General features: G+C 42.1%; 9 protein-coding genes. 5 read left to right on the plus strand and 4 right to left on the minus strand.

Annotated features, from left to right (window positions below):
- Positions 1-423 precede the first annotated feature (423 nt).
- From SKC35_RS01020 to SKC35_RS01030, 3 genes are all read left to right on the plus strand, one after another.
- Complete coding sequence (locus tag SKC35_RS01020; protein ID WP_377977650.1) at positions 424-2,874, plus strand: ribonucleoside-diphosphate reductase subunit alpha; 2,451 nt, start codon at positions 424-426, stop codon at positions 2,872-2,874.
- 81 nt (positions 2,875-2,955) lie between these two features.
- Positions 2,956-3,600: a lysoplasmalogenase gene (locus SKC35_RS01025; protein ID WP_377977651.1), complete on the plus strand. Its 645-nt coding sequence runs from the start codon at positions 2,956-2,958 to the stop codon at positions 3,598-3,600.
- Between the two features lie 3 nt (positions 3,601-3,603).
- Positions 3,604-6,525, plus strand: coding sequence for an FAD-binding and (Fe-S)-binding domain-containing protein (locus SKC35_RS01030; protein ID WP_377977652.1), 2,922 nt, complete (start codon positions 3,604-3,606; stop codon positions 6,523-6,525).
- A 2-nt stretch (positions 6,526-6,527) separates the two neighbouring features.
- On the opposite strand, the gene nagB is transcribed toward SKC35_RS01030, so the two are convergent.
- Both nagB and SKC35_RS01040 read right to left on the minus strand, forming a co-directional pair.
- Positions 6,528-8,429, minus strand: a complete 1,902-nt coding sequence (gene nagB / locus SKC35_RS01035; protein WP_377977653.1) for a glucosamine-6-phosphate deaminase — start codon at positions 8,427-8,429, stop codon at positions 6,528-6,530.
- Positions 8,430-8,433: 4 nt separating this feature from the next.
- Positions 8,434-8,649 carry a helix-turn-helix domain-containing protein gene (locus SKC35_RS01040; RefSeq protein WP_269011816.1) on the minus strand — a complete coding sequence of 72 codons (216 nt, stop codon included), beginning with the start codon at positions 8,647-8,649 and terminating at the stop codon, positions 8,434-8,436.
- Positions 8,650-8,803: 154 nt separating this feature from the next.
- Here SKC35_RS01040 and SKC35_RS01045 point away from each other — a divergent pair, with 154 nt between their 5' ends.
- Positions 8,804-11,173 (plus strand): TonB-dependent receptor, encoded by a 2,370-nt coding sequence (locus SKC35_RS01045; protein ID WP_377977654.1) that lies wholly within the window; start codon positions 8,804-8,806, stop codon positions 11,171-11,173.
- A gap of 1 nt (position 11,174) precedes the next feature.
- On the plus strand, positions 11,175-12,083 hold the full coding sequence (locus tag SKC35_RS01050; protein ID WP_377977655.1) for a DUF4249 domain-containing protein: 909 nt from the start codon (positions 11,175-11,177) through the stop codon (positions 12,081-12,083).
- On the opposite strand, the gene porT is transcribed toward SKC35_RS01050, so the two are convergent.
- Both porT and ubiE read right to left on the minus strand, forming a co-directional pair.
- Entirely contained in the window at positions 12,084-12,770 is a 687-nt protein-coding gene (gene porT, locus SKC35_RS01055; RefSeq protein ID WP_377977656.1) for a type IX secretion/gliding motility protein PorT/SprT, read from the minus strand.
- On the minus strand, positions 12,767-13,504 hold the full coding sequence (ubiE, locus tag SKC35_RS01060) for a bifunctional demethylmenaquinone methyltransferase/2-methoxy-6-polyprenyl-1,4-benzoquinol methylase UbiE (RefSeq protein ID WP_377978397.1): 738 nt from the start codon (positions 13,502-13,504) through the stop codon (positions 12,767-12,769). Before ubiE ends, porT begins: the two co-directional genes overlap by 4 nt.
- Between the last annotated feature and the right edge of the window lie 15 nt (positions 13,505-13,519).

The raw sequence follows: 13,519 nt of genomic DNA on the forward strand, positions 1-13,519 counted from the left end.
AACTATTTACCTTAACAAAATTTTAGAGATTTCCATCGCCTTTTTTGCGAGATAAAATTTTACAAAATATTTTTTTAGTACTTTTCTAAGAAGCAATCCCGCTAATGAATTGAGAGGCGGGGGTTTGCATGTGGTATTTCAAATACACCCTTTTTTAATATTTTTTTTGGGCTAAAAATAGTTTGCAAGACGGCTGCTTTTTTTCTAATTTTACCAAGAGCACAATCAGCCAAAGATGCTTCAATTTTTGGTTTAGGAAAGCATAAAAACAAAACCGCCACGCACTCAATTTGTTAGCGCAAAAGGAGTCAAAAAGCTAAGAAAAAACTTCTCTTAACACGGGAAATCTTTTGCCTTAATTTTTACTGGTTGTTTTTTATATACTAGTTCTGAAAGTTTTTAAATTATAATAGATAGATACACATGTACGTAGTAAAAAGAGACGGTCGTCGCGAATCAGTAAAGTTTGACAAAATCACCGCCAGAATAGAAAAGCTGAGTTACAGCTTGGATCCATTTTTTGTTCAACCTTTAGAGGTTGCCAGAAAAGTGATCACTGGATTGTTTGATGGCGTTAAAACCACTGAGTTAGATAATTTAGCGGCTGAAACAGCTGCCTCTTTGACAACAAAGCATCCGGATTATGCGGTCCTAGCGGCTCGTATTGCGGTTTCTAACTTGCATAAGAACACCTTGAAGTCCTTCTCAGCTACGATGAAGCGCTTGTATACCTATGTAGATCCCAAGACGGGTTTGAATGCAGCCCTTCTTTCGAAAGAGGTATATGATATCATCAAAAACAATGCTGTTGAATTAGATGAGGCGATCATCTATGATCGCGACTTTGGTTATGATTATTTCGGATTCAAGACCCTAGAGAAATCGTATCTATTAAAGCTAGACGGACAGATTGCTGAACGCCCTCAACATATGTTGATGCGTGTGGCAGTGGGTATCCATGGAGCTGATATTTCTGCAGCCATTGAGACTTATAATTTATTGTCTGAGCGTTGGTTCACTCACGCGACTCCGACCCTATTTAATGCAGGTACTCCTAAGCCTCAATTGTCATCTTGTTTCTTGCTTACCATGCAGGATGATTCGATCGAAGGAATCTACGATACCTTGAAGCAAACGGCTAAGATTTCACAGTCAGCAGGAGGTATTGGATTAAGCATCCACAACATCCGTGCAACAGGCTCTTATATCAAGGGAACGAACGGTACTTCGAATGGTATTATCCCAATGTTACGTGTATTTAACGATACAGCTCGTTACGTGGATCAAGGGGGAGGGAAACGTAAAGGTAGCTTTGCGATATACTTAGAACCTTGGCACGCAGACGTGTTTGAATTCCTAGAATTGAAGAAGAATCACGGTAAAGAAGAAATGCGTGCGCGCGATTTATTCTATGCCCTTTGGATTCCGGATTTATTCATGAAGCGTGTAGAGAACAACGAAGAATGGTCTCTATTCTGCCCACATGAATGCCCAGGTTTAGCGGATACGCACGGAGCTGAATTTGAAGCCTTGTACGAGAAATACGAATCAGCAGGTAAAGCGCGTACAGTCGTAAAAGCACAAGAATTGTGGTTTAAGATCCTTGAGTCTCAAACAGAGACAGGAACGCCTTACATGTTGTTTAAAGACCACGCAAACAACAAGTCAAATCAAAAGAACTTAGGTACAATCAAGTCTTCGAACTTGTGTACTGAGATTATTGAGTATACGGCAAAAGATGAAGTAGCGGTTTGTAATTTAGCTTCTTTAGCGCTACCTAAATATGTGAACGCTGACGAAAACGGTGTTTTACGTTTCGATCACAAGAAATTATACGATGTGACGAAGATTGCGACACGCAATTTGAACAAGATCATCGATGTGAACTACTACCCAGTAAAAGAGGCGGAGAACTCGAACATGCGTCACCGTCCTATTGGTTTAGGGGTTCAAGGTTTAGCTGACGTGTTCATCTTGTTACGTATGCCATTTGAATCGGCGGAAGCACAACAATTGAACAAAGACATCTTCGAAACAATCTATTTCGCAGCGATGGAAACATCCATGGAATTAGCGAAAGTTGAAGGTCCTTACTCTACTTGGGAAGGTTCACCTATTTCGAAAGGGGTATTCCAATTCGATATGTGGAATGTAACTCCATCTTCAGGAAACTGGGATTGGGAAGATCTACGTACGAAAGTAGTAGAGAACGGTGTGCGTAACTCACTATTAGTTGCTCCAATGCCTACAGCTTCTACTAGCCAGATTCTTGGTAACAACGAGTGTTTCGAGCCATACACATCTAATATCTACGCTCGTCGTGTATTATCAGGTGAATTTGCGATCGTTAACAAGCACTTATTGAAAGACTTGATCAAATTAAACTTGTGGAATGATTCCATGAAGAACAAGCTGATCATTGCCAATGGATCTGTTCAAAACATCCCAGAAATTCCTCAAAACTTGAAAGAGTTGTACAAGACAGTTTGGGAGATCAAGCAAAAGACGATCTTAGAGATGGCCGCTGATCGTGGAGCGTATATTTGTCAATCACAGAGTTTAAATATCCACATCCAAGATGTGAACTTCGGTAAGTTAACATCGATGCACTTCCACGCTTGGAAGTTAGGCTTGAAAACGGGTATGTATTACCTACGTACGAAAGCGGCAACGGATGCGATCAAGTTTACTGTGGAGAAACAAGCAGAGCCAGCTATCGAGCAAACGAATTTAGTGAACGAAACTGAATTAGTGTACTCAGAAGCAGCAGCGAAAGCGGCAGCGGCTAGTTTTGACAACAGTGCAGAACAAAATAAAGCAGATATGACTTGCTCTTTGGATAACCCAGAGGCTTGTGAGGCTTGCGGATCTTGATCCACACCTAATCTGAGCAAAGAAAAATCACTTAACCGTTTGCGTTGAGTGATTTTTTTTTGCCACATTAAATTGATTAACATGAAAAATATCTTTTTGAAACTGTTTTGGCTCGATGCGGTGGTTGAGCTTTTGTCTCCTATACTTTTAGCGTCACATCCAGAAGTTCGTCTGGTGACAAAGCCTTTACTTATGATCCTATTGATGGGTCATATTGCACAAGTAAATCCCATGCCAGCCCTCTTTTTTACAGCCATTTTTGCCTTATTGGGCGATGTGTTTTTGATGCTCCCAGGAGATAGTCCTTTGTACTTCCAGTTAGGTTTAGGCTCCTTTTTGGTGATGCAGTTAAGCTACATTCGCCTGTTCGCTAAACAAGCTCCCGAGGAGGCTTGGGTGCCTGTCTTTGCGCGAAAGCCTTTGGCCGGCGTGCTAATTTATGTGTTCTCGTTTTTAGCTTTTTTAAACCCTCATTTAGCGGGAGGGATGAAGATTCCGGTGACCTTGTACGCGTTTGCGCTGGGTTCGATGCTGTACTTTGCTATTCATCTGAGGAATCAGACGATTGTACTGGGGGCATTTTTCTTTGTGGTTTCGGATAGTGTTTTGGCTTTTGGAAAGTTTTATTATTCTTTTCCGGGGATATCTACCGTGGTAATGAGTACTTATATTGTGGCTCAATTGCTACTAATCAGCGCTTTGTGTAAATTGCAGCTTAAGAAATAAAACATGGCGACGCAAATCACTGAATCTCTTCTATCTACTTTAGGCAGCACCTTGCAAGGGTCGCTTCACACGGACACCGTGATGAAGACCTTGTATGCGACGGATGCATCAGCCTATCGGGAGATGCCTTTAGGGGTAGTGATTCCAGAGACAAAAGATGATTTAGAGAAAATCATTCGATTTGCTGACCAACATTCTATTGCCTTGATTCCACGTACAGCCGGCACATCCTTAGCGGGCCAGGTGGTGGGTAATGGATTAGTAGTAGATGTATCCAAGTTTTTCAACCGAATTTTAGAAGTTAACGCGGCCGAATCCTATGTGTGGGTTGAACCAGGAGTGGTGCGTGATGTGTTAAATGTGGAATTGAAGAAGCATGGTTTGTTCTTTGGTCCTGAGACATCCACCGCAAACCGTGCGATGATCGGTGGAATGGTGGGAAATAACTCCTGTGGTTCTAATTCGGTTGTTTATGGATCCACAAGGGACCACGTGTTAGAGGTCGAAGGGTATTTATCGGATGGAACGCCGGTTCACTTTACAGCGGAAGATCCCTTTGAGACGATTAAAACCCTTATACCCGGTTCTCGTTTGCACGGTATTTATGAGAAAACTCTAACTGCCTTGTCTGATCCGAAGCACCAAGAAAATATTGTCGAAGAATTTCCAAAGCCGAGTATACATCGTCGAAATACAGGCTATGCCGTGGATATGTTATTAAACACGAAAGCTTTTGAAAAAACGGAGGCGCCTTTTAATTTCTGTTCGTTGATCAGTGGGTCCGAAGGAACCTTGTGCTTTGCCACACGTATTAAGTTACATGTAGATGCCCTGCCACCTGCTCATTTAGGTTTGGTTTGTGGCCATTTTAATACCATTGACGAAGCATTACGGGCAAATTTAATTGCCTTGCAATTCAATCCATCTGCCTCTGAGTTGATGGATCATTATATTCTAGAGTGTACCAAAGCGAATCCAGAACAACGCCAAAACCGCTTCTTCGTAGAAGGCGATCCTGGAGCCATATTAGTTGTAGAATTGCGTTCTGATTCAGCCGAAGATTTAGCCTCTCAAGCGCAGGCATGCGAAGCAGCCATGCGTAAGGCAGGATTAGGATACCATTTTCCCTATGTGACAGGAGGCGATGTCAAGAAGGTTTGGGACTTGAGAAAAGCGGGTTTAGGCTTACTTTCTAATTTGCCAGGAGATGAAAAAGCGGTGGCCGTAATCGAAGACACGGCTGTAGACGTGAATGATTTGCCAGCGTTCATTGATGAATTCAACGAGATTTTACAAGCAAATAACCTGTATTGCGTACATTATGCGCACGCAGGATCGGGTGAATTGCATTTGCGTCCGATCATTAACTTGAAGACGAAAGAAGGGCATCAGCAATTCCGCCATATTGCGGAGGAGATTGCTCGATTAGTAAAGAAATTTAAGGGTTCTCTTTCTGGGGAACACGGAGATGGCCGTTTAAGAGGGGAGTTTATTCCTTGGATGGTGGGAGAGGAGAATTACCAATTGATGCGGGAATTGAAGTCTTGGTGGGATCCGAAAGGAATATTTAATCCCAATAAGATCGTAGATACACCTCCGATGGACACGTTTTTGCGTTACGAAGCCGGTCAGCAAACTCCTGAATTTAAAACGGCATTCCGTTTCAAGGATCAAGATGTTTTGCAGCATGCGGAGCAATGTAATGGATCTGGAGACTGTCGCAAAACGCCTATTTCAGGGGGGACGATGTGTCCATCCTTTATGGCGACCAGAAATGAAAAAGAAACGACTCGTGCCCGTGCGAATATTTTAAGAGAGTTTTTAACTCGCTCTGAGCAGCCTAATCGCTTTGCTCACGAGGAGATAAAGGAAGTGATGGACCTTTGCTTAGCTTGTAAAGGTTGTAAGGCTGAGTGTCCATCGAATGTGGATGTGGCGAAACTGAAGATGGAGTTTTTGTACCAGTACCAAAAAGAAAAGGGTCTTCCTTTGCGTTCTTGGTTAGTGGGCAACTTTGCGAAGCTATCTAACATAGCCTCTTATGTGCCTTTCTTGTATAATGTGGTGATGGGGACGCCGGCCATTCGACGTATTTCTAACGCCCTAGTAGGTTTCCACCCGGATCGCACGATGCCTTTAATGGCAAAGCAGACTTTGTGGTCTTGGTTAAAGGCACGTACTAGCCCAGTTCAATCAAAATCGGTTTACCTGTTTGTCGATGAGTTCACGAATTTCAATGATGCTGAAATAGGTCGCACGGCCGTTTTGTTGTTAGAGCGTTTAGGCTACGAAGTGAAGACAGTTCCTCATCCGATTTCGGGAAGAGCCTATTTGTCCAAAGGTATGCTGGACGAGGCGCGTGTACTAGCTATGCAAAATGTGCGCTTATGGTCATCGTTGATCTCCGAAAATACGCCTTTGGTGGGTATTGAACCTTCTGCCATCTTGACCTTCCGCGATGAATATCCGGATTTAGTGTCGGATGAATGGGTAGTGAAGGCGCAGGAATTAGCGAAAAACACCTTATTGCTTGAAGAATTTATAGCAAGAGAGGCGGATGCCAAACGGATCACATCTGCGGCATTTAACTCAGATAAGAAGCTGATGAAATTGCATGGTCATTGCCAACAAAAGGCTATTTCCTCTCTTGTAGCTGCTAAAAAGGCTCTCTCTTTACCGGAGAATTTCGAAGTGCAATTAATCCCATCAGGATGTTGTGGAATGGCCGGATCTTTCGGTTATGAGAAAGAACACTACGATTTATCAATGCAGATAGGGGAATTAGTTTTATTCCCTACAGTACGCGCTCAGCCACAAGAGGTGGATATCGTGGCATCTGGAACCAGTTGTCGCCATCAAATTCATGATGGAACAAAGCGGCATGCGAAGCATGCCGCGGAGATCCTGTATGCCGCGTTAAAATAAGGTTAGAATTTCCAGCGTACGAAGGCTTCCATGGCCTCGTATTCCGCTAGGCCTAGCGCGTTGTAGATAGAAGCTGTTGCTCGGTTTCTCTCTTCAGCGCGTTGCCAAAACTCCCTTGAATCGTCTCCCTGGAATACGACCCCATCTTTTTGAGACTGGTGCTTGAAAATACCCATTCTCTTTTTGAATACTTGGTCAGGAGACATCGGTACGGCCATTTCGATTTGGTCGATATCCCATTCAGCCCATGCTCCTTTGTAAAGCCATATCCAGCAGTTCTTCATGTATTCTCGGTGCTTCAATCGCGTCACAGCTTCCATGATGGCGTCTAAACACACTTTGTGAGTTCCGTGCGGATCGGCTAAATCGCCCGCCGCATATATTTGGTGCGGTTGAATTTCTTCGATCAGGTCCATGACGATTTGAATGTCTTTTTCGCCAATCGGTTTTTTGCGAATGGTCCCTGTTTCGTAAAAGGGTAATTCTAGGAAGTGTGCATTCTCTTTTTTGATACCTACAAAGCGACAAGTATTTTTCGCTTCACCTTTACGAATCAAACCTTTGATTTCGCGTACAGCTGTAATGTCAATTTCGGAATCCGGTTTATTGCGTAAAAACTTGATGGCCTCCTTGTAGATTCGGTTCGCTTTCGCGTTCGGGCTTTCGAATTTTTCGTTAAAGTCTACGACGAATTCGGCAAAACGAAGGGCTTCATCATCTGCTACTGCAATGTTACCTGTTGTTTGGTAAGCAACGTGCACATCGTGTCCTTGGTCGTGTAAACGTTGGAAGGTTCCACCCATCGAGATGATATCGTCATCCGGGTGAGGGCTAAAGATTAATACTTTCTTCTTCGCTGGGAAAGCGCGTTCTGGGCGATGCGTATCGTCAGCGTTCGGTTTTCCACCTGGCCAGCCGGTGATCGTATGTTGTAAGTAGTTGAAAACTTCGATATTAATTTCGTAGGCCTGGCCATACAAAGACAATAGCTCGGACAGGCCCTGTTCGTTATAGTCTTTAGAGGTAAGCTTTAAAACCGGTTTTTGAAGTGTCAAAGAAAGGTGTGTTACTGCTTTTTTAATCATATTGCGATCCCACTTCACGGAGTCTACAACCCAAGGCGTTTTGATACGCGTTAACATGGAAGCCGCCGTTTCATCTAGGATAAAGGACGCATTCGGATGTAATTGAAGATAGGATGCAGGGATGTCAGAGGTGACGGTGCCTTCCACAGCTTTGGCTACACTATCCGCTTTATGCTCACCCCAAGCCAATAAGACAATCTTCTTCGACTTCATGATACTATCGATGCCCAGCGTGATGGCTTTTTTAGGGACCTTTTGTAATCCTCCAAAATCAGGGGATGCATCGATCTTAGTCGCGATATCTAACGTCATTAAACGCGTTTTGGAATTGATGGTAGAACCAGGTTCGTTGAATCCAATGTGTCCATTGCGTCCAATACCTAATAGATAATAATCGAAGCCACCTAGTCGCTCGATCTTTGCTTCGTAGTCTCGGCAAAACTCCGGGATCTTATCTAAAGACAAAGTTCCATCTGGTAAATGGTAATTTGTTACCGGTATGTCAATATGGTCAAAGAGTTGTTCTTTCATGAAACGAACATAACTCTGGATGGAATCGGGTTCCATTGGATGGTATTCATCGAGATTAAAGGTGATGACATCTTTAAAGCTTAAGCCTTCTTCTCGGTGAATTCTGATTAATTCTTGGTAGACTTTTTTAGGCGAGGAGCCTGTAGCAAGACCTAAAATGGTAGGTTTGCTAGCTTGGTTATTTTTGCGAATTAGATCGGCAATTTCTTTTGCAACAGACTTAGAGGCTGAATCGGAGTCTGAAAAAATATGTGTTGGAATACGTTCAAAGCTGATTTCTTGTTCCATAATCTTATTTTTTTGCGTTTTTACCTGCTACAATTAGGAGGTCAAGTGAAAGGGCATCAAATATGCGAAGGATTGTTTTGATGGCTGGGTTGCCTTTTCCTAATTCGATGCTGTGAATCGTTTTGATGGCTACGCCACTTCTTTGGCTTAATTCTTCTTGTTTTAATCCGATGGCATTTCTTTTTTCTCTTACGATTTGCCCGAATACTACTAAATCCATTGTTGCTAGGTTTTTGACAAATGTAAAGAAAATAATAATATAAAATGCAAATCGGAAATAAGTTACTGATGAAATGAAAATTTATGCAAATATCCGTTTATCATAATTTGAGGGATAGAAAAAACAATTACCGTATCTTTGGGTTTTTATAAAGATGCGCAAACTATTATTCCTTGTTTTTCTGCTTTTTTCTGGGTTATTAAATGCTCAGAAGTCAACCATAAGTGGCTATGTAAAAGAAGCTGCCAGCGGTGAAGGCCTCATAGGGGCGAGTGTTTATGTGAAAGAACTGAAAACGGGAAATGTGACAAATACCTATGGTTTCTATAGCTTAACGCTCCCTGTAGGTAACTATACTCTCGTTTTTTCTTCATCTGGATTTAAAAAACGCGAGCAAGAGGTTGTCATCACGCCTAAATCTCAGGAGATATCCGTTGAATTAACTGCAGACTCACAAGAATTAGCAGAAGTCATCGTAAAAGCGCGTGCAAACGATGAGAATGTCAAGGGGATTGAAATGTCCGTCAATAAAGTGGACATTAAAACCATTCGTAAAATTCCAGCTCTTTTAGGAGAAGTTGACTTAGTCCGGGCCATTCAATTATTACCTGGAGTTTCAACGGTAGGTGAGGGTGCCTCCGGATTTAACGTTCGTGGAGGGGGTGTCGATCAAAATCTTGTCTTGTTAGATGATGCGCCTGTATATAATTCATCCCATTTATTTGGTTTCTTTTCTGTGTTTAACCCGGATGCAGTGAAGGATGTTAAGTTGTTTAAAGGCGGAATTCCTTCGATGTATGGGGGGAGGGCATCCTCCATTTTGGATGTGAAGATGAAGGAGGGGAACGCGAAGAAACTAGAGGTGAATGGTGGGATCGGCGTGATTTTCTCTCGCTTATCCATTGAAGCACCTATTGTGAAGGATAAGGCTTCCTTTATTGTTGCGGCACGTCGTTCTTATATTGACATTTTGGCAAAGCCCTTCTTAACCGGGAACAATGCGAATTCTAAGTTTAATTTCTATGATTTGACGGCCAAAGTAAACTACACCATTAACCAGAAAAACACCGTCTTTATGTCGGGTTATTTTGGTCGTGATGTGTTTGGGACAGGATTTGGGTTTGACTGGGGAAATACGACCTTAACGACACGTTGGAATCACGTCTTTTCGAATAAATTATTCTTGAATGCCACTGCATTCTACAGTAATTACGATTATATGCTAGACTCAGATATTGAGAATAAGCGCCCGAATGATGCTTTTAAGTGGACTTCAAACATTGAGAATTTGAGTATTAAGCCTGACTTTACCTATTATTGGAGGCCTGATAATACGATCACCTTTGGCGGTCAACTACTTACTTATGACTTTACCCCAGGAAAAGCGAACGCGACTTCCAATGGAGAAAAAAGAGAATTTGGTCAAGCGAATAAACAAGGGGTGGAAGCATCCGCTTACGTGGGTCACGATTGGAAAATCAATTCTCGTTTAACGATTCAATACGGAGTGCGTTATTCGCATTATGATTACAAGAGTTTGAATGGGGAGTATTATGATCGAATTCCTGTGGTAGTTAGCACGGAAAATCCTTCAGGCTATGTGTTGAAAATTAACCAAACTGATCCAAACGCTGTTGTTGCCTCTTATGGTAATTGGGAGCCGCGTTTTGCGCTGAATGTGACTGGTAATGAATCTTCTTCTTTGAAATTGAGCTATAATCGCCTGGTACAGTACATTCACTTAATGTCGAATACGGCAGCGTCTACCCCATTAGATGTGTGGACCTCTTCGACGAATAATATCAAGCCACAGATTGTAGATCAGGTGGCTTTGGGTTTGTTTAAGAATTTTGGTCCGGATGGAAATAATTACGAATCTTCGATTGAAGTCTATTATAAAGATATGCAAAATCAAATCGATTACGCAGACCGGGCGAACCTCTTCTTGAATCCCTATTTCGAGAAAGATTTGCTTTTTGGCGACGGTCGCGCCTATGGGATCGAATTCTTTTTAAAGAAGAATGTAGGTAAATTAACTGGCTGGGCAAGTTATACGCTGGCTCGGACTGAACGCAAAATAGATGGTCTGAATAGTAACGAATGGTATGCTAATCGCTATGATCGAACGCATACCTTGAATTTAGTGGGCCAATATTCACTATCTGATAAATGGTCCTTTGGGGCAAATTTTGCCTACATCACGGGAGTTCCTTACACAGTCCCCGCTCAAAAATACATTTTCGATGGCATAGCCTATCCTCAAACCATTCCGGGAACTCGAGGGAATATACGCGTGCCGGATTACCACCGTCTAGATATTTCCGCTACGAAGAAAAACAAGAAAGCCTTGTTTGGTAAAGGGAGTTCAGAATGGGTATTCTCCGTTTACAATGTGTATAACCGGAAAAATCCATTCTCTATCTATACGCGACCGAATGAAGATAATTCGGTTCAAACCGAGGCAGTTCAATTATCCATCATCGGCTCATTTGTCCCAGCCGTCACCTATAATTTCTCCTTTTAAGATGAAGCCGATCTATTTATTCCTCTTGTTTTTGGCCTTAACATCTTGTGAAGAGATTGTTACTTTGCCTAGTCCAGCCTCTGATCACTTTATCGTGGTCGAAGCCAATCTGACGAATCAAAATAAGCCTCAGCAGATTATATTGTCCCGTTCACAGGACTATTTTGATCAAGCTGCTGTCCCTAAAATTGGGGGTGCTCAGGTGATTGTTTCCGATTCCTTAGGTCACCAATTCACGTTTACGGAGAAAGTGGCATTAAGTGGGATTTATGTGTGGGAACCGACTGTACAACAACCTACGATAGGGAATGTAGGTACTACCTTTAACTTGAATGTGAAGTGGCAGAATGAAACTGTTACCGCGAAAGCTAAGATGAATCGGGTACCACCTATTGATTCGATTTTGTATCAATATGATGAAGCAACAGGCCGTCAAGGTGCGAACGATAGCCCTAAGAATGGGTATGATGCTCAGTTTTATGCACGTGACATGAGAGGCGCTGGAGATTGCTATCGCGTAAAAACTTACCGTAACGGGGTGTTGTTTAACGACCCTATCAATTTAACCTTGGTCTATGATGCAGGCTTTCAAAAAGGAGCGATGACAGACGGGTTGATGTTTATTTTGCCGATTCGACGTTCGATTTCTCCTTCTTTGTATGTAGAAAACGACAAGATCCGAGTAGAACTTTGGTCGATTTCAGAAGACGAGTTTAATTTCTATTCTCAAGCGCGCTTAGAGCTTAACAATGCAGGCTTATTCTCTCGTCCGGCCGCTAATATTCCTACGAACATCAAGAACACGAATCCGGCCTCAAAATTACAGGGGACAGGTTGGTTCGGGGTGTCTGCTGTAAGTTCACTTGAAACAGTCGTAGATCCGAAAAAGGCGAGAACAGGTTTGAAGTAATTACTCGAAATTGAAAATTAAGCTAATCGTGTGTGAATTCAATTGGCTTAATTTTGAATAACTATTAACCGTTCCAGGAGGCACAAATAGGTTATTCAAACCGTGCGAAACACGTATCTCAGGCGAGAATTTAAAGAAACGGTAGAAACGTTCAAAGCCGATTCCATATTCCAGCGATAATTCCGACGTATTAGCGGTAACAGCCGTGTTCTTTTTCTTCACGTTTGCCTCTAAGCCTAATTTTAAGCCAGAAATTAAATACATACGGTGATTTTGGCGGCGCACTGAACGGAATTTCAATAACATCGGAATCTCTAACCAAGTCGATTCTCTCGAAATCAGATCTTCATTCGCAAATTGAATTTGGCGATCGTACAAGGCGATATTTAAACCCGATTTCACCTCTACGTGTTTGCTAAGGGCGTAATTAACGATTCCACCTATTTGAAATCCAAAGGTACGAGGAGAAGTAAGCGAAAGAGGTTCACCAGTTACATCGTTTACTAAAACGCTTGGAAATCCATTCGCATAGTAATTGCTTGACGTTAAGCCAAACATAAAACCAAAGTGCACCGGTTTTTCGTCGTAAAACTCATCGTGCAGCTGAATGTATTTTTTCCCTTGTCCTAAGGCGTTAAAGCCAAGTAAGAAAGCGATAGCAAAACCAATTAAGTGACCTTTTTTCACGCGTTTTTAGCTTTTTTGTGTCCTAAATAAATGGAGCAAATGCCTCCTGTCATCGGGATCCATTGGGTATTTATAAATCCACATTCCTCATAAATTTTCAAGAAGTCTTTGCCGTCAGGAAAAGCTTGAACGGATTCAGGAAGGTAGGTGTAGGCGGCTGGGTCTTTGGAAATCAATTTTCCTAAAACCGGTAGGCAAAATTTCGAATAGAAGGAGTATAACTGCTTCATTGGGAAGCTTTTGGGGTTTGAAAACTCCAAAATTAAGCAATGGCCGCCTGGCTTTAACACGCGGTACATTTCTTTCAAACCTTTGTCCAATGTTTCGTAATTTCTCACCCCAAAACTAACGGTGATTGCATCGAAACTATTGTCAGAGAAGGGTATTTTTTCTGAATCCCCTTTTTGTAATGTAATGATGTTGTCTAAGCCTAATTTCTTGATTTTCTCCACACCGAAGGCTAACATCCCTTCCGAGATATCAATTCCTACGATCTTTTCTGGCTTGATTTTTAAGGCTTCAATGGCAAAATCTCCCGTTCCTGTAGCGATATCTAATACAGACTTAATACCCTTGTTTTGCAATAATTTGATGGCTTTTTTACGCCAAATAATATCAATCCCGCCACTCAATAAATGATTTAGAAAATCATATTTGTGGGAGATGGAGTTGAACATGTCTGCGACCTGTTCTTTTTTTCCTTTGGACTGATTCTTGTAAGGGACTACCATAATTTTAGCGAATTGGTT

The organism is Aquirufa originis, assembly GCF_042714495.1.
GTDB classification, from domain to species: Bacteria; Bacteroidota; Bacteroidia; order Cytophagales; family Spirosomataceae; genus Aquirufa; species Aquirufa originis.